General features: G+C 60.5%; 22 protein-coding genes. 5 read left to right on the top strand and 17 right to left on the bottom strand.

The window, feature by feature from the left end:
* Positions 1 to 35: 35 nt before the first annotated feature.
* On the bottom strand, positions 36 to 725 hold the full coding sequence (gene phoB / locus BFP89_RS02345) for a phosphate regulon transcriptional regulator PhoB (protein WP_065883780.1): 690 nt from the start codon (positions 723 to 725) through the stop codon (positions 36 to 38).
* Positions 726 to 881: 156 nt separating this feature from the next.
* Here phoB and BFP89_RS02340 point away from each other — a divergent pair, with 156 nt between their 5' ends.
* Positions 882 to 1,259 carry a COG4315 family predicted lipoprotein gene (locus BFP89_RS02340; protein WP_065883778.1) on the top strand — a complete coding sequence of 126 codons (378 nt, stop codon included), beginning with the start codon at positions 882 to 884 and terminating at the stop codon, positions 1,257 to 1,259.
* 118 nt (positions 1,260 to 1,377) lie between these two features.
* On the opposite strand, the gene ubiA is transcribed toward BFP89_RS02340, so the two are convergent.
* Both ubiA and BFP89_RS02330 read right to left on the bottom strand, forming a co-directional pair.
* Complete coding sequence (gene ubiA / locus BFP89_RS02335; protein WP_065883776.1) at positions 1,378 to 2,268, bottom strand: 4-hydroxybenzoate octaprenyltransferase; 891 nt, start codon at positions 2,266 to 2,268, stop codon at positions 1,378 to 1,380.
* The gene (locus BFP89_RS02330; protein WP_065883775.1) at positions 2,268 to 2,831 is read right to left on the bottom strand and encodes a chorismate--pyruvate lyase family protein; all 564 of its coding nucleotides are present in this window, start codon (positions 2,829 to 2,831) and stop codon (positions 2,268 to 2,270) included. The genes ubiA and BFP89_RS02330 overlap by 1 nt, the downstream gene beginning before the upstream one ends.
* 194 nt (positions 2,832 to 3,025) lie before the next feature.
* Between BFP89_RS02330 and BFP89_RS02325 the strand changes: the two genes are divergently transcribed.
* The 3 genes from BFP89_RS02325 (at position 3,026) to BFP89_RS02315 (ending at position 4,844) form a co-directional block, all read left to right on the top strand.
* Positions 3,026 to 3,193 (top strand): rubredoxin, encoded by a 168-nt coding sequence (locus tag BFP89_RS02325; RefSeq protein WP_017476746.1) that lies wholly within the window; start codon positions 3,026 to 3,028, stop codon positions 3,191 to 3,193.
* A gap of 36 nt (positions 3,194 to 3,229) precedes the next feature.
* A complete protein-coding gene (locus BFP89_RS02320) occupies positions 3,230 to 4,378 on the top strand; it encodes an NAD(P)/FAD-dependent oxidoreductase (protein ID WP_065883774.1) in 1,149 nt (382 codons plus the stop codon).
* Between the two features lie 190 nt (positions 4,379 to 4,568).
* The gene (locus tag BFP89_RS02315) at positions 4,569 to 4,844 is read left to right on the top strand and encodes an HU family DNA-binding protein (protein ID WP_003213368.1); all 276 of its coding nucleotides are present in this window, start codon (positions 4,569 to 4,571) and stop codon (positions 4,842 to 4,844) included.
* A gap of 94 nt (positions 4,845 to 4,938) precedes the next feature.
* On the opposite strand, the gene BFP89_RS02310 is transcribed toward BFP89_RS02315, so the two are convergent.
* The 14 genes from BFP89_RS02310 to tssA form a co-directional block, all read right to left on the bottom strand.
* Entirely contained in the window at positions 4,939 to 5,601 is a 663-nt protein-coding gene (locus tag BFP89_RS02310) for a hypothetical protein (protein ID WP_065883772.1), read from the bottom strand.
* Between the two features lie 260 nt (positions 5,602 to 5,861).
* On the bottom strand, positions 5,862 to 6,170 hold the full coding sequence (locus BFP89_RS28205; RefSeq protein ID WP_141689027.1) for a hypothetical protein: 309 nt from the start codon (positions 6,168 to 6,170) through the stop codon (positions 5,862 to 5,864).
* Positions 6,160 to 6,717, bottom strand: coding sequence for a hypothetical protein (locus tag BFP89_RS02305; RefSeq protein WP_065883770.1), 558 nt, complete (start codon positions 6,715 to 6,717; stop codon positions 6,160 to 6,162). The genes BFP89_RS28205 and BFP89_RS02305 overlap by 11 nt, the downstream gene beginning before the upstream one ends.
* Positions 6,711 to 11,087, bottom strand: coding sequence for an RHS repeat-associated core domain-containing protein (locus BFP89_RS02300; protein ID WP_083207999.1), 4,377 nt, complete (start codon positions 11,085 to 11,087; stop codon positions 6,711 to 6,713). The genes BFP89_RS02305 and BFP89_RS02300 overlap by 7 nt, the downstream gene beginning before the upstream one ends.
* 12 nt (positions 11,088 to 11,099) lie before the next feature.
* A complete protein-coding gene (locus BFP89_RS02295; protein ID WP_065883769.1) occupies positions 11,100 to 11,534 on the bottom strand; it encodes a DcrB-related protein in 435 nt (144 codons plus the stop codon).
* A gap of 15 nt (positions 11,535 to 11,549) precedes the next feature.
* The gene (locus tag BFP89_RS02290; RefSeq protein ID WP_065883768.1) at positions 11,550 to 13,493 is read right to left on the bottom strand and encodes a type VI secretion system Vgr family protein; all 1,944 of its coding nucleotides are present in this window, start codon (positions 13,491 to 13,493) and stop codon (positions 11,550 to 11,552) included.
* A gap of 152 nt (positions 13,494 to 13,645) precedes the next feature.
* Entirely contained in the window at positions 13,646 to 16,297 is a 2,652-nt protein-coding gene (gene tssH, locus BFP89_RS02285) for a type VI secretion system ATPase TssH (protein WP_065883766.1), read from the bottom strand.
* Complete coding sequence (gene tssG, locus BFP89_RS02280) at positions 16,290 to 17,333, bottom strand: type VI secretion system baseplate subunit TssG (protein WP_065883763.1); 1,044 nt, start codon at positions 17,331 to 17,333, stop codon at positions 16,290 to 16,292. Before tssG ends, tssH begins: the two co-directional genes overlap by 8 nt.
* On the bottom strand, positions 17,297 to 19,156 hold the full coding sequence (tssF, locus tag BFP89_RS02275) for a type VI secretion system baseplate subunit TssF (RefSeq protein ID WP_065883761.1): 1,860 nt from the start codon (positions 19,154 to 19,156) through the stop codon (positions 17,297 to 17,299). The genes tssG and tssF overlap by 37 nt, the downstream gene beginning before the upstream one ends.
* On the bottom strand, positions 19,153 to 19,668 hold the full coding sequence (gene tssE, locus BFP89_RS02270; protein WP_065883847.1) for a type VI secretion system baseplate subunit TssE: 516 nt from the start codon (positions 19,666 to 19,668) through the stop codon (positions 19,153 to 19,155). The genes tssF and tssE overlap by 4 nt, the downstream gene beginning before the upstream one ends.
* Before the next feature lie 78 nt (positions 19,669 to 19,746).
* The gene (locus BFP89_RS02265; RefSeq protein ID WP_017735732.1) at positions 19,747 to 20,235 is read right to left on the bottom strand and encodes an Hcp family type VI secretion system effector; all 489 of its coding nucleotides are present in this window, start codon (positions 20,233 to 20,235) and stop codon (positions 19,747 to 19,749) included.
* Between the two features lie 175 nt (positions 20,236 to 20,410).
* Complete coding sequence (tssC, locus tag BFP89_RS02260; RefSeq protein ID WP_065883759.1) at positions 20,411 to 21,907, bottom strand: type VI secretion system contractile sheath large subunit; 1,497 nt, start codon at positions 21,905 to 21,907, stop codon at positions 20,411 to 20,413.
* Between the two features lie 2 nt (positions 21,908 to 21,909).
* Entirely contained in the window at positions 21,910 to 22,416 is a 507-nt protein-coding gene (tssB, locus tag BFP89_RS02255) for a type VI secretion system contractile sheath small subunit (RefSeq protein WP_003195557.1), read from the bottom strand.
* A gap of 54 nt (positions 22,417 to 22,470) precedes the next feature.
* Positions 22,471 to 23,487, bottom strand: coding sequence for a type VI secretion system protein TssA (tssA, locus tag BFP89_RS02250; protein ID WP_065883757.1), 1,017 nt, complete (start codon positions 23,485 to 23,487; stop codon positions 22,471 to 22,473).
* Positions 23,488 to 23,878: 391 nt separating this feature from the next.
* Between tssA and tagH the strand changes: the two genes are divergently transcribed.
* Positions 23,879 to 24,551: type VI secretion system-associated FHA domain protein TagH (gene tagH / locus BFP89_RS02245; protein ID WP_141689026.1), on the top strand; the 673-nt coding region annotated here is incomplete at its 3' end.

Raw genomic sequence — 24,551 nt, 5'->3', positions numbered from 1 at the left:
GTTAAGTCAGGCTCTTGAGTCTACAACCAGCTGGCTCAGCCCTTGGTAGAAAACCGGTAGCCCGTGCCGCGCACGGTTTGTACCAGATTCTCATAGGCATCGCCCAAGGCTTTGCGCAGGCGGCGGATATGCACGTCCACGGTGCGCTCCTCCACGTACACATTGCCGCCCCACACCTGGTCCAGCAGTTGGCCGCGGGTGTAGGCGCGTTCCTGATGGGTCATGAAAAACTGCAACAGACGGTATTCGGTCGGGCCCATCTCAGCCGGCTTGCCGTCGATGGTCACGCGGTGGCTGATCGGGTCCAGGACCAGGCCGTCGACTTCGATGGGGGCTTCGCCGTCGGTCGGGCCGGCTCGGCGCAGCACGGCCTTGAGGCGCGCTACCAGCTCTCGCGGGGAGAAAGGCTTGGTGATGTAGTCATCGGCGCCGACTTCCAGGCCCTGGATCTTGTTGTCCTCTTCGCCCTTGGCGGTGAGCATGATGATCGGGATATCCCCGGTCAGCTCGTCACGCTTGAGGCGCCGGGCCAGCTCGATACCGGAAGTGCCGGGCAGCATCCAGTCGAGCAGGATCAGATCCGGCTTGCGGTCGACGATAATGGCATGGGCCTGCTGGGAGTTCTCCGCCTCCAGGCAGTCGTAGCCGGCCATTTCCAACGCAACGGCGATCATCTCGCGAATGGGCGCTTCGTCGTCAACAATCAGAATGCTCCTGCCAACCATGCTCAAAAATCCTCTTTGTCATTTAACTGTCTTGCGCCGCATTAGATAACGGAATTATTGCAGTCGTGTGACAGTAATTTAGTCCCTTGGGCAATTCACGGCACTCTGGACTACCCTTTGGGTCCGAATCCTGACAACCACAAAAGGAAGGTTCCGATGACTTACAGCACGATTTCCTGGAAAGCCCTGCTGGTAACGGCCGCGTTGACGCTGCCGGGCCTGGCTTTTGCCGCAGAACCTGCGATGACGAAAGACGGGATGCTGGTGGATCACAAAGGCCTGACGCTCTACACCTTCGACAAGGACGCCGATGGCAAGTCCGCGTGCAAGGACCAGTGCGCGACCAACTGGCCGCCGCTGAAGGCGGAGTCCACGGATACCAAGGCTGGCGACTGGACAGTGATTACTCGCGACGATCAAACCAGTCAATGGGCCTACAAAGGCAAGCCGGTCTACACCTACAAGGATGACAAGAAAGCCGGTGACAAGACCGGGGATGGCAAGGGTGGGGCTTGGCATATCATCAAGCCTTGACTGCGCGGCGCTGCTGAAATCATCGGGGGCAAGCCCCCTCCCACAGTTGATGGGTGAACACCTAAAATGTGGGAGGGGACTTGCCCCCGATGGCGTCGCTACAGCCACCGCAACCCTCTCAGCGAACCGCGTAATCCACCACAATCCCCACAAAAATCGCCAACCCGGCCCAGTGGTTGTGCAAAAACGCCTTGAAGCACTTCATGCGGTCCCGGTCCCGGGTGTACCAGAACTCCCAGGCAAAACAGCCTGCCGCCGCCAGCAGCCCCAAGTGAAACCAGCCGCCCAGCTCGAACCGAGCCCCGGCGAGCAACAGGCACACCAGCGCCAGGCCCTGCAGGGTGAGAATGATCACACGGTCAGCATCACCGAACAGGATCGCGGTGGATTTCACGCCGATCCTCAAGTCGTCGTCGCGGTCGGTCATCGCGTAATAGGTGTCGTAACCCACTGTCCACAACAGGTTGGCGATGTACAGCAGCCACGCCTCGGCCGGCAGATGCCCGGTTTCGGCCGTGAACGCCATCGGCATGCCCCAGGAGAACGCCGCGCCCAGCACCACCTGCGGGTAATAGGTGTAGCGCTTCATGAACGGATAGCTTGCCGCCAGCGCCAGCCCGCCAAGGGAAAGCAGGATGGTGCTGGCGTTGGTCAGCAGCACCAGCAGGAAACTGATGCCCATCAGCAGCGCAAAAAACACCAGCGCCTCTTTCGAACTGATCTTGCCGCTGACCAGCGGACGTTGTTCGGTGCGCTTCACATGCCCGTCGACCTTGCGGTCGGCCCAGTCGTTGATCACGCAGCCGCCGGCACGGGTCAGTACCACGCCCAGCACGAAAATCACGATATTTAGCAGCGACGGCGAGCCCTTGCCGGCGATCCACAGCGCCCATAGCGTCGGCCACAGCAGCAGGTAGATACCGATGGGCTTGTCCATGCGCGTCAGTTGAATGAAATCCCAGGCCCTGGGGTTCAGGCGATTCAAGGATTTGAGCACACGTTGGTACATCAGCAGTTCTCCGGATGGTCATGCAGCACCTGCCACACACTCGGAAGGAAGACTTCCGCCACCAGCACGCTCAGCGCCCCGCGATCGAAGCGCGAGCGGCGCGCCCACAGCCCGTCGGCCTGGTCCGCAGCGGGTAGCCAATGTGCCGGGTAATGGCACACCTCGATCGGCTGACGGGTAAAGGCGCGGTCGCAGAACAACAACTCGCCCAGCGACCGGCTGCCCAGCTCATCCATATGCAAGCCGTCGCCCTGCAAGGCGCCGCGTGACGCGACACTGCGGGCAAACACCCAGGGTTGGCCATGCCCGCGCAAATACACCTCGCGTACCCAGCCGACAGTGGCAGGCGGCAGGGCCAGCGCCGCGCATTCATCGTCGCGCAACGGTTGCCAGCCTTCGAGCAGCGGCGTCACGCTGAAATTGCCGGCGGACAGCCCTGTCAGCCGCCGCGTCAGCGAGCCTTCATCGAACAGCCAATCGAGGGTCAAGGGCGCAGGCATCGGGCTCAGAAGGCTCTGGGGCAGCCATCGGCAAGCATCGGAAGGGGCGATTGAGTGCGGCACGGCAAGTCAATATTGGCAGCAAAAGAGGCGGCGAGCTTACCATGGCGTCCTGAACTTTTGCCGGGCTGAACCCGCCGTTTAAGCCAATCCTACTTGCATCTGCCGGCTGCGATCAGTACAAACGCCCTGAGCCGAGCGGCAGCGCTGGTCTATCGACCGTCGGCCAAGATGCCTGGACCCTGAGGAAGTACGTAATGAAAAAGTGGCAATGTATCGTCTGTGGCCTGATCTATGACGAAAAAGATGGCTGGCCGGATGACGGAATCGCTCCGGGCACCCTGTGGCAGGACGTCCCGGAAGACTGGCTGTGCCCGGACTGCGGCGTAGGCAAAATGGATTTCGAAATGATCGAAATCGGCTAATTTGAAGTTTACGAAACTTACTGCAAGGAGAAAGGAATGAACTCACCTGTCGTGATCATCGGCACAGGATTGGCCGGTTACAACGTGGCCCGGGAGTTTCGCAAGCTCGACAGCGACACCCCATTGCTGCTGATCACCGCGGATGACGGGCGCTCCTACTCCAAGCCCATGCTCTCCACCGGTTTTGGCAAGAACAAGGAAGCCGATGGCCTGAGCATGGCCGAACCTGGCGCCATGGCCGAGCAACTCAAGGCCCAGGTACGCACCCACACCCGTATCAGCGGCATTGACCCGGGCCACAAGCGCTTGTGGATCGGCGAGGAGTCGGTGACCTACCGCGACCTGATCCTCGCCTGGGGCGCCGAGACCGTGCGTGTTCCGGTCGAGGGTGATGCTGCCGAGCTGGTTTTCCCGATCAACGATCTTGAAGACTATGCGCGCTTTCGCGCCGCCGCTGCCGGCAAACGCCGCGTGCTGTTGCTCGGCGCCGGCCTGATCGGCTGCGAGTTTGCCAACGACCTGATCCTTGGCGGCTATGAAGTCGACCTGGTCGCGCCGTGCGAGCAAGTCATGCCGACCCTGCTGCATCCGGCGGCTGCGGCTGCGGTGCAGGCCGGGCTGGAAGGCATTGGCGCGCGTTTCCACCTGGGGCCGGTGCTCAATCGTCTGCAACGCAACGCCGATGGCCTCGAAGCCCATCTGTCGGACGGCGAAGTGATCCAGTGCGACCTGGTGGTCTCCGCCATCGGCCTGCGCCCGCGCACAGACCTGGCGGCGGCGGCCGGCCTGCAGATCAACCGTGGCATCCTGGTGGACCGCCACCTCAAAACCTCCCACGCCAATATCTACGCCCTGGGCGACTGTGCCGAGGTCGATGGCTTGAACCTGCTGTACGTCATGCCCCTGATGACCTGCGCCCGCGCCCTGGCCCAGACCCTGGCCGGCAACGCGACCGCCGTGAGCTACGGGCCGATGCCGATCACCGTGAAGACCCCGGTCTGTCCGCTGGTGGTTTCACCGCCTCCACGCGGTAGCGAAGGCGTATGGAGTGTCGAAGGCGAGGGCGCCGACATCAAGGCCCTGTGCCGCGACGCCAGCGGTCGCCTGCTGGGCTACGCGTTGACCGGCACCGCCGTGATGGAAAAACTGGCATTGAATAAGGAACTTCCGCCGCTGCTGGCGTAAATGTCGGTCGTTCTGTCGGAATCAGCCTCTTCTTACCCGTAGAAAGGTCGCGGCGAGGCTGGCGGAGCGTGCGAGGGCATGCCATCCTCACTCCCGTCTGCCGCAGAGTAGAGCCTGCGGCGCCTTGGCGCTGCTCCACCAGAGAGCAGCACGGACATAACAACAAAAAACCGTCAAAGAGGCTTCACATATGCGTAAACCAGAACTCGCCGCCGCCATCGCTGAAAAGGCCGATCTCACCAAGGAACAGGCCAACCGCGTCCTCAACGCCGTTCTCGAAGAAATCACCGGCGCCCTGCACCGCAAGGACAGCGTCACCCTGGTTGGCTTCGGCACTTTCCTGCAACGCCATCGCGGCGCCCGCACCGGCAAAAACCCGCAGACCGGTGAGCCGGTGAAGATCAAGGCCAGCAATACCGTTGCGTTCAAGCCGGGTAAGTCGCTTAAAGACAGCGTCAATCCGTAAAAGCGGTACCGCCTGAAGGGAAGCGGGCTGGTATGAAAAATGGGCACGCCGACGGGGTTGGGTGCCCATTTTTTTGGTCTTTGCGTTTGTGTGATCAGCTAAATTGAACGAGGAAGTAGCCCCCTATTTCGCCTTCTTTCATTTTTTTCGCTCGATTATCGGCAAATACATAACCTATGCCGCCACCGAATATACCTTCGTGACGAGCGCTTAATTTTGCGATGTCGGCGTCGGTCAACTGAGCCAGGAAATAGTAGCGAGGGTTTTCATACAGCGGGTCTTGCAGCCATGCCGGGCGCCCTAGAACCTTGCTGATACCCACCCCACATTCCACGTCTTCCAGTTCTTCTTCCATTTGTTCTGGAGTCAACGGTTGCTGTGCGATGTACCTTCGCGGAATCGGGTCAGCCAATGTAGCGGGTGTGAGCTCAGCGGACGCGAGCGTGTGAAGCAGAACACAGCTATGGCCAGTTTGAAGTGTCTGCATCTCGCTTTGTTGATGAACAGCCAACTTGCGTACCGATGAGCGTGTGTAGGTTTCGTCATTTCGCTCAACGCTGACAAACACCGTCAACGCCATTCCAGGTGGAATGAATGGCACGCTCAGGAACGTTGAAGTCATCATCATCACGGGCAGCATCAATTGCCCGGTCTGCGGGTCTTTAGGCCAGAGAGCGAGATCTTTCAGCCACGCGCCTCCACCTACCTGTCCAAGGCTATGATCCTGCTCTGAAAGAATGATTTGGTTGATGCCCATAGCGCGTGATCCTTTAGAAACAACCTTTTCGTTTGGCGAATGAAGTGACGGAGCGCCTCGCCGTTCTGGCCTGTTGGTAAAAGTTAGTTAAGTCATCTAGGAACGAACTGGCTGGGCAAACCAGTTGATGAAACTGTCCGACAGTGAGAGTTCTATCGATTCAATGATATCCATCGGTTTGTCCGTGTCTTCTCCGATAAATAAAAAGCGAAATACATTCGTCCGCTTTTGCTCTGGTCATTTTCTATGCTTTAAATCTTTTACCAATCGCCTCGCCATGCCTCTGCATACTGGGATGTTGGGTCAAGCCCTATAATCTCTCCTAAAGCATAAATGTTTTCAAGTATGAATTCGCGCTCAATAGTTTCTATTTCGTCTTCGAAGCGATTAATGTTGTATATACAATTCTTGAAGTAGCTTAAAATTACTGATTGAGTTGAGTTTTCAGGAAGAGTTAATAAGTCATTGATAAGTGTGTCAAAAGATATCCTGATTTTTGTGGCAAGGTGTTTTTCGCCGTTCAAATTAATATAGTCTATGTGAAATTTTTTTAGTTCTTTATTTTTCATGGGGTTTTTTATAGCTATTGTTAGAAGGCGTTGATATACCTTTGAATAGAAATTCCTTCGACTTGTCCCAGTCGATTCCGGTGTCAAAATAATTTATCAAGCGCTCTCGCAATTTTTCCGGGTCGCCGACCATGCCTGAAAGTTCATATTTATGGATTATTTCCAAGTCATCATTGATTGTCAGGTTGCTCTTCAAAACTTTAGCATCTAATTCGTCGAGGGAGTCTGGCAGTTCAATTAAATCAGCACCGTAGTTGCCTCCAATGATGGCTCTCAGCAGTTTTTTTTCTGGAGGGCGTTTATCGATGGTGATCTCCTCCGGAGACGGTTCACTGACAGCTAGAGTTTTCAGTGCTTTGGTCGCGGTAAAGATAAAAAATAAAGTATTTGTTTTTCCAAGATCCACGCTCGTCCAATCATCTTGAGCACGTGTTATATCGAAGTATTGAAGGTAGTAGTCTGCACGCATCTGGACGAGCGTGTAGAGGTCATCTTTCAATTTTAAACTGAAAACCTTGCCTTCTTGCCAAGTGATTTTTTTTAGCATCGTCCCGGACCTTTAGGTTTGCTGATGGGTTTTTGAGGCTTAACGCCTCTATGTTTGTCAGCGGCAGCCAAGTAAATATCCCGCCTTTTGTTTTTCGGACCTACAGGTCTTTGCTTGTTAGCGACCGGTCCTTCTTTCAATTTGTCCTCATAAATTCTTTGCTCCAAACCGCGTGCGATGTCTTTACCTTCTTGTCCGTTTCCTTTGAATACTGCGCGCGGTGCGACGTCAAAAATATCCTTGTTAGGATAACGATAGTCCAACACATCTCGGGCCGAATGCCCCAGTCCAGGCTTGCTGGCATAACCCACGTAAGGTTTACCGTCCTTCACGCCGACGTAAGTGATGTGAGTCGCTTTTGCAGGGTCACCTGCCCATCCCCACGGGTCAATCCAGCCGAAGGGATTTGGCGCATATTGATAAAGGTTGAATCCACCCAGCAACCCAATCGGATCCGGCGTCGTAAACCGCCCCACATCCGGATCATAAAACCGAAACGTGTTGTAGTGCAGCCCGATCTCCCGATCCAGGTACTGCCCCTGGAACCGCACATTCTGCTCTTCGATGAAATACGCTTCACGCACTTCTTCGACCGTGTTCCCCCATACCTGATACCGCGCCTGCCACACGGTTTTCCCGTCGGCTTCGGTCAGTTGCTCAGGCAACCCATTCAGGTCGTTGTGGTAATACCGCACGCTTTGATGCTCGCCGGTACCGTCTACGCGGGCCAGCGGTGCATAGCCGTCGTCTTCATAGATATAGAGGCTGGTCTGGCTGTGCCGATGTTCCTGCAGCAGGCGCAGGCCTTCCCAATCAAAGCGGGTTTCGCCCAGCGGGTAGCCGTTGCTGTCATGTTCGGTTTTAGCGATGCGCCGCCCGAGTGGGTCGTAGGTCATGTTCACGACCGTTTCGCGTCCATCTTTCTGACTACGCACTTGTATCAAGCGATGCTCGGCATCGTAGGCGAAATATTGCACACCCCGCACAGCGCTACGCTTTTCGATCATTCGGCCGAAACCGTCATAGCGGTAGCGTTTGTCCTGATAGGTCAACAGCTTGTTATGCACCACCAGTCCCGCACTGGTCGCCGGCCCGTCCAGCAGGTTCGCGGCGGCATCGTAGGCAAACGTTTCTCGCTGGCCCTGGGCGTTGTCCTGGCTGGCGATAATGCGTCCAGTCGCGTCGTAGTGCAGCAGTTGGCGTTGATCGCGGTGTTTTTCCCGGTCGCGCTCCAGGCGGCCGATCAGGTTATCGGCCGGGTCGTAGTCGAAGTGTTTTTGCTGGGCGGCCGGCAGTTGCGTTGGCTGGCCATTGGGGCGGCGTATCCGCGAGCGCAGGCGGCCGCTGCGGTCGTATTCGCTGCGCGTGGTGATCTGGCCTTGGGTACGCAGGACTTCACGGTGCAGGCGATCGCGCTCGAAGTCGCTGATGACGCGGCCGTCGAGATTGATCTGATGCAAGTGGCCGCTGCCGTAGTACAGGCGATTGAGCCAGCGGCCGTCGGGCAGTTGCGTCTGTAACAGGTTGCCCAACTCGTCGTAGTGGTAGTTAAGGCTGCCGCTGGCGCTTTGTTCGGTGAGCAGTTGGCCGCGCGGGTCGTAGGCGAAAGCCAGTGTCTGGGTGGTTTCGTCGTTGCCGGTGAAGGTGACAGCGGTGAGTTGGTCCAATGGGTCGTAGGCGTATTCTGTGCGACCATCATCGGTTTGCTTCAATAGCAAGCGGCCCACTGCATCTCGTTCGAGTCGATGCACAATTGACAGCTCGGGTGTCTGCCCCGTGGGCACGTATTCAACAGCCGCTACATTATCCAGAAGGTCATAGGCATAACGTCGAGCGCTGCCGTCGAGGTCTTGTTGCTCCACGAGGCGATCGCCCTGATCCCAGGTAAAACGGTAGCTTTCGGCGTTTTCATTGGTCAGGGTTTGCAACCGGCCATAGGCGTCGTAGCGGAACTCAATCTGCCGGCCGTGGGCATCTATTCGTTGGCGCACTTGCCCGCGACGACCGTATTGGTAGCGGGTGGTGTGACCTGCGGCATCGGTATAGCCGATCAACAGACCGCTGGTATCGCGCAGGTACTGCTCGATGCGGCCGTCCGGCATTTCGCTCTGCAGCAGCCTGCCTTGGCTGTCGTGTTGATAACGCTGGCGCTCACCCAAGGCGTCAATGACGACCTGCAAATGACCCTGGCGGTCGTACTCGAATGCTGTGGGGTAGCCCGAGCAGTCGATATGCTGGATTAACTGTCCGGTTTCATTCCAGCGCAGGGTTTTGCTTTTGCCCGTGGCGTCAATGATCTCCACCACCTGTCCAAACGTATCGTAGCGATACCGTGTGACATGCCCCAACGGGTCGATTTCACTGACGCAATTGCCCCGCTGGTCGTACTGATATTGCCATGCGTGGCCTGCCGCATCGGTCTCCACCAGCGGCAGCGACCAATGCTCCAGCCACAACGTCGAGTCGATACGCCCCAACGGATCCTGGGTGCTGCACAGGTTGCCGGAGTCGTCGTAGCCGAACTGCCATTTGCCGCCTTGCGGGTCAGTCGCACTGAGCAATTGACGCTCGTCATTCCATTCAAATTGCCAGGTTTTGCCCAGGTTGTCGGTGTACTCGGTTATCTGGTACTGCGGGTTCCAGCGCCGTGTGCTGACCCGTTGCAAGCCGTCAGTTATGCGTGTGACCCCGTTCGGCAGGTCGTAGTCGAACCGGTACTCGTCACCTTCGTCAGTCCAGTGCCGCACAACGCGCCATTCGCTACCGTCCACGCAGTCCCATTGGTAATGACAGCGCAGCCCGGTAGGCAGTTGGTGCTCGATCATGCGTTGGCCGCTGTCGTAGGCGAAACGGCGTTGCACGTTGGTGGCGTTATCGCGAACTTCGGCCAGATCGCCGCGGGCGTCGTAGCGGTAACTGACAAGAGGCTCTCGACTGTGATCGAGGCATAGCCGCTCGATGTGCTCCACCCGGGCAGGCCATTGCTGGCTGTAGCCCAGTTCGATGCGCACCTGGTCGAACGTATCCCGCAGTCGGTTCAGACGACCCTGGCTGTCGTAGTCGAGAAAAATACGGTTGTCATTACGATCCCCCAACTGACTCAGGCGCAGGTGAAAGGGCGCGCCCGGGGTTGGCTCGAACAGCCGATAGAGGCCGTCGACGCTTTCGATCAGCAGTTGACCATTGGTGTTACGCCGCACGCTCAGGCCTTCGCCGGCACTGAACACGGCGCCCCCCAATGGGATGACGCCCATGTCGATTTGTCGTGCCTGTTCGTCGGTATAGATCAGCCGCTCCCCGCCGTCAGGGTGTGCCTCGATCGCGACAAATACCTCGTAGATCACGCTCCAGCCGGCACCGAACAAACCATTGCGGCGCTCATCCCGGCTGCTGTAGTAGCGTTGCCATTCGATCGGCAGCAGACCGGGTAGGGCGAAGTCCAGGTCGTCTTCACCATCGAGGATTTTAGCGCCGGTTGAGCTATGCACCGGATTGGGCGAACCGACCACTGCCGAGGTAATGGCATTGGTCACCTGGCTGGTGCCCCACGAAACCAGCCCGCCCACTACCATGCACGGCAGCTTGCTGAAGAACTTCGAGCCGCCACCGCGCAGCATCAACAGTGCAGTTACCGCCAGCCCGACACCCGGGGTTTTGCCGCTGCGAATCTCGCGGACCACCACCGGGCTACCGCCAATACGCACGTTGCTGGAGATCATTCCCGACTCGACAATCGATGCGTCGCAGGTACTTCGGTCACCACTGCGGGCGGCCGGCTGACCATTGATCGTGACCTTGCTGGAGCCTTCGGCAATGAACTGAGGTGGCATGGGTGGATGCTTGGTGCAAATCACGATGTCCAGCGGTTTGGGAACAGCGCCCGGCGCAGGCACCGCCACGGTAGGGCGCCACATCTGCGAGAAAAAGCCCTTGGCCATGTCCAGGTAGCTGGCTTCCTCGGGAGTGCCGCCTTCGGCTGGTTGCGGGCTGACCGGGCCGATTGCGCCTGCGGCACGCGCAGCGGGTATGCCGTTGGTGAAGGTGTTATGTGAGCCGGTGGCAATAGTCGCCATCACGACCGGCGGAAACAGGGCATTGCCTATCCAGTCACAGACCTTTGTCAGTCCCTTGTCCGCCCCCGTCTTGCTCATGCCGATGCCGACGATGATGCCCACCACTGCGCCCAGCACAAAGCAGCCCAGCCCGCCGGTGACGACGGTAATACCGGTCGCCGCCACCACGGCGGCTGTCGCGACCGCAGTAATCGCTATGTTGGCTGCGACTTCCAGTACACCGCCCAGAATGTCGGCCATCACAGAGGTGTGCAGCAGGCCGTCGCCGAGACGTGCCGCCCAGAGTGCGTCAGACATGGAGGAGAGGCTTCAAGGCTGCGGATTCAGCAACAGGGTTTGTTTGATAGTCGCCCAGTGCGCATTTTCAGCGTCGCCCAGGGGCTGGGCTTTGACATAGCTCAGAGCAAGCATTTGCCGGGTGCCCGGTATCACGAGCGCCAACTGATACTGATGGATGCGCTCGGCACCTTTGCTGAACTGGTTATGCACTTCGATGGCGTCGATATCCTGCGCTGCGCCCACTCGCACGGCCTGGGCGGGTTGGTAGCGCAGGTCTTGCACTTGTTTCTGCAGCTTGGTCAGTTGTTCCTCGAAGTTGCTCTGCAGTGTTTCGCCATCGCCGAGAAGGCTGCGGCTGACGATCAATGACGTACCCAGGGCGGCAAACTTCAGAATATTGATGGAAGCATCCTGAACCTCATCGCTGGGCAGGGTGAATTGAAATTCATTGAGTCGATAAGTCATTAAACACAGTTCTCGTTATTGGCCGGAAGACGGCTTGGAAAACATGGAGTTGACGGCAGCGTCGATGTCGCCCTTGACCCCTTGGCCCATGGGGGTTGTACCGCCCTTACCACCAATATTCAGGTGCAGTTTGCCCCCGGTATTAATTTCAGAGCTGCCTTCGGAGTACACATTGATCTGAACACCAGTGAGGTTGATCTGCCCGCTTGCATTGAGCTCCAGCACGCTTTTGCCACAGACCAGGCGCAGGTTTTCGCCCACTTCGATCAGGTAGCTTTTACTGATGGCGTCTGTCTTGCTGAACCCCACCATGAGCATGTCGTCGTGCTTGACTGCGCGTACACGGTCGTTGCCGATGGTCACCACCTCGTCATGCCCGATACTCTTATTCCGGTCATGCCCCACCGAATGGCTCTCATCCACCTCCACCACGATGTCCTGGTTACGCTCGGCATGGATGTACAACTGCTCCAACCCTTTCTTGTCCTCCATGCGGATTTCATTGAAGTTGGCCGGCGTGCCGCCTTTGCTGGATCGACTTTTCATGCCGCTCTGGGTGGCGTTTTCCGGCAGGTCGTAAGGCACGGTCTGCTCGGCGTTGTAGACCCGCCCGGTGATGATCGGGCGGTCGGGGTCGCCTTCGAGGAAGCTGACGATCACTTCCTGGCCGATCCTTGGAATCTGCATCGAGCCCCAGTTCTTGCCGGCCCAGGACTGCGACACACGAATCCAGCATGAGCTGTTTTCGTTGGATTGGTCGTGACGGTCCCAGTAGAAGTGCACCTTCACGCGGCCGTATTGGTCGGTCCAGATTTCCTCGCCCTTGGGTCCCACCACCAGCGCGGTTTGCGGACCTTTGACCACGGGCCGATGGGTGGTGGGCAGGGTACGGTAGCTCTGTTGCGCGGGGATGCAGGTCAGGCTGCTTTCGAACTGCGCCGAGCCCGAACCGCCGCCGCTTTCCAGGTTTTCCTGGACGATGTAGTAGCGACAGCCGACGATCAGGTATTCGCGGTTCTGGTCCTGGCGGCTGAAGCCGGTGAGGCTGAACAAATGGCCCGAACCCAGGCCGCGGGCATTGCCGGCGAACTCGATCTGTTCATGCAGGGTTTGCAGGGCTTCGATGCGGGTGCGCGCGTAGTGTTCGCCGTCGGCGCTCTGCACGTAGGTGCCGGGATAGTCGTACAGCGGATAGTCGCCGGCGGTGTGCGGACGCGGCATGGCCGAGCGCACGTCGATGCTCGCGCTGGGGCGCTGGAAATCGTAGTCGTTGAGCTCCAGCGAGCCGGGCTGCACCTCCTGCGCCAGGTGCCAGTTATGCATATGGTCGCGTTCGCGCTGCTGCTCGTCCCTGGGGTAATACGGAATCGAGGCGTAGCCGGGCACCGTGGTGTGGGCGCCATAGGCGTCGGCCAGCACCAGGACATGGCGGTCCTGCTCGTGACGGAAGAAGTAGTAGATGCCTTCCTGTTCCATCAAGCGGCTGACGAAATCCAGGCTGGTCTCGCGGTACTGCACGCAGTATTCCCACTCGCGGTACGGCCGGCTCAGGGCGTCTTCGAAGTCGGAAAAGCCCAGGTCGCGAAACACCTGCTTGATGATCTGCGGGATGCTCAGGTTCTGGAAAATCCGGCAATCGGAGGTGCGACTGAGCAGCCACAGCCATGGGCGCAGCGTCACCTGGTAGCTGGCGAACTGGCCTTTGTCGATGTTCTGGCTGCAGCGCGCGACGATGCCGTGGAAGTGCCGTTCGCCACCGTCGGCCAGTTGCAGGCCCACACTCATTGGCTTGCCCAGCAACTGGTTGAGGTCGATGTTGGCGTCCAGGGACGTCAGTTGCAGCTCGTAGTTGAACAGCCGTCCCAACTCTTCGCCGCCGCCCATTTCATTGAGCAACAGCACATCCGGCCCGAGGGGGCTGGTGATCCGGGCCAGGCGTGAGGCTTGGTTGAATAGCATCAGGCGTCTCTTAATGACTAAATAACTGAAGAAACCGGTTCAAAGTGTGGGAGGGGGCTTGCCCCCGATAGCTGTGTGGCAGTTGATGCATTCGGTGACTGATTCACCGCCATCGGGGGCAAGCCCCCTCCCACAGTTTTAACCGCATTCCGTCAGCCAAACTGGTAGTGCAGCTCATTATCCCGACTGCTGATCCGCACCCCCGCCAGCGCCTTGCCTTCGAGCATGCGCGTGAGGAATTCACGGCTCATGTCCGGCAGCAGGCTGTTGGTGAGGAGAGTGTCGATCATGCGCCCGCCACTTTCGGTTTCGGTGCAGCGCGAGACGATCAGGTCGACCACCGCGTCGTCGTAGTCGAAGGCGACCTTGTGGGTGTTTTCCACGCGCTTTTTGATGCGGTTCAGTTGCAGGCGAGTGATGGCCTTGAGCATCTCGTCGCTCAGCGGGTAATACGGAATCGTCACCAGGCGACCGAGCAATGCCGGCGGGAAAATCTCCAGCAGCGGCTGGCGCAGGGCCTTGGCGATTTCCTCGGGCGCGGGGATGTTTGCCGGGTCCTTGCAGACACGGGAAATCAGCTCGGTACCGGCGTTGGTGGTGAGCAGGATCAACGTGTTCTTGAAGTCGATCACGCGGCCTTCGCCGTCTTCCATCACGCCCTTGTCGAACACCTGGAAGAAGATCTCATGCACGTCTGGGTGGGCTTTTTCCACCTCGTCCAGCAGCACCACGCTGTACGGTTTGCGCCGCACCGCTTCGGTCAGCACACCGCCTTCGCCGTAGCCGATATAGCCCGGCGGCGCGCCCTTGAGGGTCGACACCGTGTGAGCTTCCTGGAACTCGCTCATGTTGATGGTAATCACGTTCTGCTCGCCGCCGTACATGGCTTCGGCCAGGGCCAGGGCGGTTTCGGTCTTGCCCACGCCCGAAGTACCGGCGAGCATGAACACACCAATCGGCTTGCTCGGGTTATCGAGGCCGGCGCGGGAGGTCTGGATGCGCTTGGCGATCATCTGCAAAGCGTGGTCCTGGCCGATGATGCGTTTCTTCAGGTGCTGGTCGAGGTTGAGCACCGTCTCCAGTTCATTGCGTGCCATGCGGCCCACCGGGATGCCGGTCCAGTCGGCGACCACCGAGGCCACGGCCTGGTAATCCACGGTCGGCAGGATCAGCGGGGTTTCGCCTTGCAGTGCGCTGAGGCGCTGCTGCAGGTCGACCAGTTGCTCGCGCAAGGCGTCGTCGCCACTGTCTACGGCGCCGGCTTTCTCGCGCAACGTCGCGCGGGTAGCGAGCAGTTCGTCCACCAGGGTTTTCTCTTCCGCCCAGCGGCTTTCCAGTGTGGCGAGGCGCTCACGTTCAGCGCTCAGCAGCGCTTCGCTGTTGGTCTGGCGCGCACCAATCGCAATACCGATGGCATGCTCGCGGGCGATGATTTGCAGCTCGGTTTCCAGCGCCTCGATACGGCGGCGGCTGTCGTCCACTTCGGCCGGCACCGCGTGCAGGCTGATGGCGACGCGGGCGCAGGCGGTGTCGAGCAGGCTCACGGATTTGTCCGGCAACTGGCGCGCCGGAATATAGCGGTGCGACAGCTTGACCGAGGCTTCCAGGGCTTCATCGAGGATCTGCACCTGGTGGTGTTTCTCCATGGTCGAGGCCACGCCGCGCATCATCAGCAGCGCCTTGTCTTCCGACGGCTCGGCGACCTGCACCACCTGAAAGCGGCGGGTCAGGGCCGGGTCTTTTTCGATGTGCTTCTTGTACTCGGCCCAGGTCGTGGCGGCCACGGTACGCAAGGTGCCCCGGGCCAGCGCAGGCTTGAGCAGGTTGGCCGCGTCGCCGGTGCCGGCGGCGCCACCGGCACCGACCAGGGTGTGGGCTTCGTCGATAAACAGGATGATCGGCTTGGGCGAGGCCTGCACATCTTCGATGACCTGGCGCAGACGCTGTTCGAACTCGCCTTTCATGCTGGCGCCGGCTTGCAGCAGGCCCACGTCGAGGCTGCGCAGTTCCACGTCCTTGAGCGCAGGCGGTACGTCGCCGGCGACGATGCGCAGGGCGAAACCTTCGACCACAGCGGTCTTGCCCACCCCGGCTTCACCGGTGAGGATCGGGTTGTTCTGGCGGCGCCGCATGAGGATGTCCACCAGTTGGCGGATCTCTTCATCGCGACCCACGATAGGGTCGAGTTTGCCGCTGCGGGCCTGTTCGGTCAGGTCGACGGTAAAGCGCTTGAGCGCCTCCTGCTTGCCCATCGCGCTGGGGGCCATGGCGCCGCTGGCTTCGCCCGGCACACCGGCATTGAAGCCGTCGCTGGCGCTCAAGGCATTTTCCGGCGAGTCGCCGACGTACTCGTCAAAGCGCTCGCTCAAGGCTTCGGGCTTGATCTTGTCGAACTCGGCAGACAAGCCCAGCAGCGCATGGCGCAGGCTCGGCGTTTTCAGAATGCCCAGCACCAGGTAACCGGTGCGCACCTGGCTTTCGCCAAACATCAGGCTGCCATACACCCAGCCGCGCTCCACCGCTTCCTCCACATGGGACGACAGGTCGGTGATCGAGGTCGAGCCGCGCGGCAGGCGGTCCAGGGCCTCGGTGAGGTCACGGGCCACGCGTGCCGGTTCCAGGTTGAACTGGCGGATGATGCGGTGCAGGTCCGAGTCCTGCAGTTGCAGCAACTGATGAAACCAGTGGGCCAGTTCCACATACGGGTTGCCCCGCAGTTTGCAGAACACGGTGGCGGCTTCGATGGCCTTGTAGGCCACGCTGTTGAGTTTGCCGAACAGTGCGGCGCGACTGATTTCACCCATGCTCTGGATTCCTTGAGGTGGTGGCGTGGTCGGCGTAATGCCGCGCCAGGATTAGGTCGTTGGCGTCATGCGCAGGTTGGCCGAGCCAGGTATTGAAACCCAGGCGAAACTGGCCATTGAGCTGCAGTGCCGGGACTTCAGGTTGTTGCAAAACCAGGTTCAAATCCCAGTCCAGTTCATGGCCCAGGTACTCGGCCACCCAGGCCACCAGTTCGTTGAACGGCGGGTGGCCGGGCAGCATGCCCATGTAGTCGTCGAGCTTGAGCGGGCCGAGGCGAATACGGAATTTGTGCTGGCGGTCCCACACGTGGCTGCCGAGGCAGAAATCCACGCCCAGCCGGTTGGCGCTCACGCCGACGCGGCTGCGTTCGGGCAGTTCCAGCCATTGGCCGACGTATTCTTCAATCGCGACCGGCAGGCCGAAGTACTCGCTGAGAATGGCCTTCAAGCCATCCGGGTAACGGGTTTGCGCCGACAAGTGGCCGCTGTAATGCAGCTTGGCCGTGTCGGGGATCAAGCCCTGGTTGAGCAAACTGGGCATGCCGCGGCCACTCAGGGCGGCGAGGCGTGCGGACCAATAGTCATCGTCCGGTCGGTCATGGCTGACCGTCGGCCGTGCTTCGGCCCAGGCGCGGTAGAACAAGGTCAGCAGGCGATGGTGGAACACATCCAGGAACTGCTTGCTGGTGCTGTCGGCGTTGTTGCGCTGGCGCTCGCGCACGTACTCGGTGATATGCAGCGGCAGCGGGCCGTTGGGGCCGCCAAGGCCGAAAAAGAATTGCTCCAGCCGCGCCGGTTTGCCGTCGCCGCCAGGGTCGACCGACGCCAGGGTGGCCGGGGCGAAGGTGCAGTCTGCCTGTTGCCCCAGGCGCAGCGGGTCATCGGCCAGGCGCAGGGAATGGCCCAGGCGCGGCAGGTCCGGCGATTCGCACTCGATACGCCGCAGCGCCTGGAAGAAGTCATATTCCCAGGGCTCCTGGTGCATCGCGTCCAGGGTACTCACAGGGTCGGACGCCGTCCGGGCTTGGCTTTCCATCGCATGATCTCGCCGCGTTCGGTGGTACGGATCACCGTCTCGGTAAAGCTGTTGATCGACACGTAGCGTGCCAGAAAGCGCTCCAGCACCGCACCGAGCAGGAACACGCCGGTGCCGCGAAACGCGTTTTCATCGAATTCCAGGGTGATTTCCAGGCCACGGCCAAACACGATCGGGCCGGGCATCGGCAGGCGTCGGGTCACGGCTTTGCTGCTGACTTCACGCAAGCCTTCAATCTGCAATTGCAGCGCGGCGTCGTTGCTGTCGCCATACAGGCGCAGCAGTTCGCGCAAGGCGCCGGCACCCTGGCCCTGTTCGCTCAAGGACAGATAATTGAGCGATAGCTGGCTGATCAGGCGCCACGCCTTGGCGTCGTGGGCATGGCTGGCGCGCGGGCGGCTGGGGCCTGCGACGCAGCGCACAGAGAGCACCGGGGCACTGTCGGCCAGGGTGAAATCGGTCTTGCCGTTGCCCACGCTCATGAACAACGGCAAGTCACGATTGGTGCACAGCGCCGTCACGCCGAGCTGGCGCAGGTCATGCCGATACGGCGCCTGGCGGCTGTCCACCAGGCTGACGAAGGTTTCGCTGCCCACATAGGTGGAACGCGGGCCGTTGCGCCGCTGGTCGCTGGACAGCACGCGCGGTTCACGGCGTACCGTGTAATAGGCCTGGTCGCGCCCATAGCGGGAGGGATCGCGCACGGCGTAAAACGGCAAGAACGGCTGCTCCGGCCCGGTGCCGTGGCCGGTGATGCCGCTCAGGGAGTGAATCTCGAAATCCATCGGCCGTGTACGGTCGGCGATCACATGGTGTTCGTTGACCCGATCCGACAAGTGAATTCGGTCCACGCGCTTGGGGAACAGGTTGATTGCCGGCGTGCAGAACGGCAGGAACTGCGCCGCGCCGACGCTGCCTTCCAGGCTCGGTTCGTGACGGTCGAACAGCACGATCAGCTCCAGCTCCTGGCCGTCGCAACGCTTGACCGCACGGCTCAGTTCGGCGAATTCGACGAACAGGAATCGATGGGGCAGGGCGAAGTATTCCTGCAGCAACCGATAGCCCTGGAACGCCCGCGCCACCACCGGCATGGCCGCGTCGGCATCGTCGAAACCGCGTGAACGCAACGCATCCTGAGGCAGGCGCTCAACCCAGTCGCCACCGGGCTTGCGCGCGAACACCGCGCAGGCGTTGCCCAGCAGTTGTTCGTAGAGGCGAAACGGCTGCTCATCGGCGCCGCTGAGGTACAGCGGCAGGTTATCCAGATCGAGGCTGTGGAACGGCAATTCGGCGCCGGTGCGCAGGGTCAGGCGCAGGCCGGCCTTGGCTTTCGGTTCGCTGGCGGCCAGGCGGCCGAGCACCGCGGACGGGTTGCCGAAGTACTCGGCATTGCTGACCTGCAGCGGCCACAGCGTCACCGGGTGCGCGGTGCGGTACTCGCAGCAGGTCTGGGTTTCACGGCCCAGTGCTGCACGCAATACCGTGTCGCGGGGCAGCGGGAAGCCGCCGGCGAGGGAGCCTTCGTCGGGGTCGGTCTGCAGTTGCACCACGGTCATCGACGGCGTCGGCGCCAGGTAGTGCGGGTAAGCGATTTCCAGCAGGTTGTGGGTGAAGGTCGGGTACTCGGCGTCGAGCTTGAGCTGCACGCGGGCCGTGAGGTAGGCAAAGCCTTCGAGCAAGCGTTCGACGTACGGGTCGGCGCAGTCCATACCGGACAGGGTCAGCCGACTGGCGATCTTCGGGTATTCCTTGGCGAACTCGGCGGCGCTTTCGCGCACGTGGTGCAGTTCCTGGTTGTACAGCTCCAGCAGGCGCGGGTTCATGGGCGTCTCCGCTGGTCGGCATTGACCACGCGCACATGCCCGGATTCCAGGTCCAGGTCGGTTTGCAGCAACAGGCGCAACGGCACCGGCTGCGCCCACAGGTCGCCTTCAATCTCGAAGCTCAGCGCGTTGTGATTCATCTCGCCAGGGCCGACACGGGCCTTGACCCGCAGGGTATGGCGCAGGATGCGCGGCTCGAAGGTGGCGATAGCCTGGTAGATCAGGGCTTCAAGCGCCTTGATATCCACGCTGGAAACGCTGTTGCCCGCCAGCGCCGGCAGGCCGTAATTGACCACCGACGTACCGGCCGGGGTGTGCAGCGTGGCATCGGCATCGAGCAACGACGTGGTGTTGAGCAGCCACGCCAGGTCGCGCAGTACCGAGGCTTTCAATTGGGTCAGGGACAGCACGCGTTTGTCGGCGCTTTCCTTGGGATTGGTTGGGTCGTCGTCGGTCAGCCGGTCCAGCAGGGACGGTTGCAGACGGTCGCGGGAAGCGATTTCAGTTACCACCAAAGCAGCTCCACGGACGGGTTGCGGGAGGGACAAAATGTCTGCTGCCGTGGCGCAAAGCCACGGCTGCAGGGGCTATCAGCGCTTGGTGTTGGAACGGATGTTCCAGCCGAACTTGATCGCGCCGCCATCTTTGGTGCCGTCGGCTTTCTGCGGTTGGTAGTCGACCATCACCTGGGCGAAGTTCAGGGTGACGTTTTCGGTCAGGCGGTCATCGGAGCCCGAACCGCCGGTGCTCAGCGAGGTGACCAGCACTTCTTCCAGGTTGATCACCATGTACTCGACCTGGCTTTCGCCACCGGCCTTGCGCACGGTCAGCTTGACCTTGTCGATGTGCTTGCCGCTGGCGCAGTGCATCATCAGGTTCGGCGATGCCTTGTCGACGTATTTGGTCAGCGACAGGTCCTGGATATTCACCTTGCCCGCGCCACCGCCACCGCCCACATGCATGTTGCCGGACTGGGCCATGCCCCAGCTCCAGTTCAGCACGTCGATTTCGTCCTTGTGGGCCTTGTCCATGGACTCGCCCTTGATGTCGCCGATCTTGATGAAAATATCAACAGCCATGTTTTCTCCCTGTGTGGACTCAGCCACTGTATTTGTTAACGCCGCCGACCCCTGTAGGAGCGAGCTTGCTCGCGAAGGTCGTCAACGGTGACGCGGGCATCCTGGATGAACGCAGCGCCTTCACGTTTTTCGCGAGCAAGCTCGCTCCTACAGGGAGCGAGCCAGTCCCGATTTTTTAGGCGCTCTTGGCCGAAGGCAGCTTCGATACCAAACGCAGCGACACCGTCAGCCCTTCAAGCTGGTAGTGCGGGCGCAGGTAGAACTTGGAGTTGTAATACCCCGGGTTGCCTTCGACTTCTTCCACGATCACTTCGGCAGCCGCCAACGGGTGCTGGGCCTTGGTGGTCTCGGTGGAGTGCGCAGGATCGCCATCGACGTAGTTGAGGATCCAGTCCTGCAACCAGCGCTGCATCTCGTCCTTCTCTTTGAAGGAGCCGACCTTGTCGCGCACGATGCACTTGAGGTAGTGGGCGAAACGGCAGGTGGCGAACAGGTACGGCAGGCGCGCAGCCAGGTTGGCGTTGGCGGTAGCGTCCGGGTCGTCGTATTCGGCCGGTTTCTGCAGCGACTGTGCGCCGATGAACGCGGCAAAGTCGGTGTTTTTCTTGTGCAGCAGCGGCATGAAACCGTTCTTCGCCAGCTCCGCTTCACGGCGGTCGCTGATGGCGATTTCGGTCGGGCACTTCATGTCCACGCCACCGTCATCGGTCGGGAACGTGTGGGCCGGCAGGTTTTCCACTTCGCCGCCGGACTCGATGCCACGGATACGCGAGCACCAGCCGTAGTGCTTGAACGAACGGTTGATGTTCACTGCCATCGCGTACGCGGCGTTGGCCCAGGTGTACTTGGAGCTGTCGGCGCCGTCGGTGTTTTCTTCGAAAGCGAAGGCTTCCACCGGGTCGGTCTTGGCGCCATACGGCAGGCGTGCCAGGAAGCGCGGCATGGTCAGGCCGATGTAGCGCGAGTCTTCCGATTCACGCAGCGAACGCCAGCCGGCGTATTCCGGGGTGGTGAAGATCTTGGTCAGGTCGCGCGGGTTCGACAGTTCCTGCCAGGAGCCCATGCCCATCACGGTCGGCGACGCCGCAGCGATGAACGGCGAGTGCATGGCGGCGCAGACTTTCGACAGCTCGCCCAGCAGCTCTACGTCGGGAGGCGACTGGTCGAAGTAGTAGTCGCCCACCAGGCAACCGTAAGGTTCGCCGCCGAACTGGCCGTATTCTTCTTCGTACATCTTCTTGAAGATCGGGCTCTGGTCCCACGCGGTGCCCTTGAATTTCTTCAGGGTCTTGTGCAGTTCGGGCTTGGAGATGTTGAGCACACGGATCTTGAGCTGCTCATCGCTCTCGGTGTTGTTGACCAGGTAGTGCAGGCCACGCCAGGCGCTTTCCAGCTGCTGGAAATCCTGATGGTGGATGATCTGGTTGACCTGGGCGGTGAGCTTGGCGTCGATCGCGGCGATGATCGATTCGATCGACTTGATCGCGTCATTGGACACCAGGTCGGTTTGCGCCAGGGCCTGTTCGGCCAGGGTGCGCACGGCAGTCTCCACGGCTTCGCGGGCGCGCTCGGTCTTGGGCTTGAATTCCTGCATCAACAGCGAGGCGAACTCGCTGGTTTCTTCGGTGGCGCCCAGGTTGGACGCGCCTTCGCGAACGGTATTGTCAGTCATGCTTACTGCTCCCCTGCAGGCTTGGGCGCACTGGCAAGAGCCTGGAGCAGTGCCGGGTCCTTGATCGCCTTCATGATGATTTCTTCAGCGCCGGTCTTGCCGTCCATGTAGGTCAGCAGGTTGGCCAGCTGGGTGCGGGCTTCGAGCAGCTGGTTCAACGAGTCGACCTTGCGCGCCACGGCGGCCGGGCTGAAGTCGTCCATGCTTTCGAAGGTGATGTCCAGGCTCAGGTTGCCTTCGCCGGTCAACTCATTGGGCACGTGGAACGCCACGCGTGGCTGCATGGCCTTGAGGCGCGAGTCGAAGTTGTCGACGTCCACTTCAAGGAACTTGCGGTCGGCCACGGGTGCCAGCGGCTCGGCTGGTTTGCCGGCGAGGTCGGCCATCACGCCCATGACGAAGGGCAGCTGGACCTTTTTCTCGGCGCCGTAAAGCTCGACGTCGTACTCGATCTGCACTCGAGGCGCACGGTTGCGCGCGATGAATTTCTGAGAACTTTGCTTCGCCACGTTGCTGCTCCTGGTCGCTTGAGCGACGGTGTTGTTACTGCACGGTCCGGCGGCCTACTCGCTGTCAGGGCCGCGCAGGTTTTCAAATTGGGACATGCCGTCGGGAATCAGATTGCGCACGATGGCCGCGAAATCGGCATGCACCAGATTCTTCGCTCGGTTCAACAGCACCGGCAGCGGGCTTGAAGGCTCGTGCCGGGTGTAATACGCAAGGATTTTGTCGAGGCTGCGCAGCACATCGTCGCGGCTGGCGATGTCGCCGACCGGACGCGGGGCTGCGGGGGCAGCGGCGTAGTCCACCGAGGGGGCGTTGTCTTCACTGACGGCCTCGGGTTCGCTGCTGTCGGTGCCGGGCACCGCTTGATTGAGCAATTGCAGGGCCTGCTTGAGCGGTTGCTTCAAGGCGCTGAGGTCCACGCCCTGGGCGGAACCGACCTGCTCGTTGACCTGTTGTTCGATCGCTTCGCAGGCGCCGCGCGCCGCAATCAGCGCATCGCGGGTGGCCTGCAGTTGCTCCGGGTCGCTGTCGAGGAACGCGGCGTTGAGTTGCTGGGCGCCGAGTTGTTCATCGGGGAAGCTCAACAGGCCGCTGGCGTTGAGCGCCGCGCGCAGCGTCACGGGGCCGAAGGTGCGTGAGCGCGTGAGGATGCTTTCGCGCAGCAGGCGGATATTGGTGTCGCAGGTCAGGCCGGTGAGGGCGTTGATGCGCACGGTGGGATCGTTATCGTCGTCGGCATCCAGGCGTGGGTGCAGGTCGGCCCAGTAATCGCGCAGCAACGCATCGATCAGCGTCAGCGCTTCGGCCAGGCCGGCCACGCCCTGGAGGGCGAGGGTGCTTTGCAGCAGAAAGTGAGTGATGCGCAGGTCTTTGCTGCGCTGCAACAGGTCGAGGCTCTGCTGCTGGATGCTGCGCCACTCCGGCGGCTCGGCGGGCAGGATGGAGTCGCCCATGCTGCGCTCGGGCTGGCCCTTGGCATCACGTTCCAATTGCAGAAATTGCGCGTCATATTCCATGTCTTCGCCACAGGGCGAAGTCGCGGAAACGGCGGTGAGCAGCAACGGCACATCCACTGAGTTCGATCTCCCTATCAGCCCGTTAGATGCCGGGCAATGCATGCATTAGTTGCGCGGTGAACTTTGCATGTTTTCTTGGTCATAGTCTCAGCGCGCCACTACCGTGACATCACTGATGTTCAAGAAGTTGTGCATTTTTGGTGTAGTACTTATGCGTTGTCAAGGTAAGCTATTCGCCCTCTGTGACAGATGTGCGGTGTTTAACACCCTGCGCGACTGACGGGTCGAACGGTGCGCCCGTAGAGGATTTTTGTCATGCAAGCCGGATAAGATCAGCGATCATGCTGGCAAATGCGGATTTGGACGCTGGGTCCGACGACCTGGCGGCGATATTCAGGCAAGCGTAGCCTGATCTCGACCGCGCGCGATGTATCAGCAAGGAGGCAAGATGTCGCTGTGTTTGACTATCACTAGTTATCACAAGATTACCCCAGGGCAGTGCGCCGAAAAGTCCATGAACCAGGGCTCGATGGCGATCGGCCGCAGTTCGGAAAATGACTGGGTATTGCCCGATCCCGAACGACTTGTCTCCTCGCAACATTGCGTTATTCAGTACAAAGATGGCCGTTACTATTTAACCGACAACAGTACCAACGGTGTCGAGTTGGTCAACGCCGGCGTCCGGATGCGCCGTGGTAACAGCGAGCCGCTGCAGGATGGCGAGTTGATTCGCATCGGCGATTACGAAATCCAGGCGCGCATCGACTTCAATGTGCAGGCCGTCGACAGCCAGCCGTTCGCAGGTGATTCGCCGAACAGCTTTGAGGCGTTGATGGGCGCGGTGGCGAGCCCGCCCGCGCCGACTCCGATGATCGCGCCTCAGTTTCATGGCGCTTCGTCGATGGAGACCCTGCCGGACCTGTTCGATTTCCTCAGTCCCACTGCCGTGCCACCGCCCACCGTGGCAGACCACGTGCCATCCGAGCAACATGACTTTCGTCCGCCGGCGCCGGTTGCCGTGCCGGTTGCCGAATCGCCGGCGGTGCCCGGTGCGGTCATTCCCGAAGACTGGGACCTGCTTGGCGACGCACCCGCGCCGCTCGCCGCTGTTACGCCGCCTA

Source organism: Pseudomonas sp. 31 R 17 (genome assembly GCF_900004915.1).
Lineage (GTDB): Bacteria > Pseudomonadota > Gammaproteobacteria > Pseudomonadales > Pseudomonadaceae > Aquipseudomonas > Aquipseudomonas orientalis_A.
The sequence above is the reverse complement of the archived record's forward strand: the minus strand, read 5'-3'. Positions and strand labels throughout refer to the sequence as shown.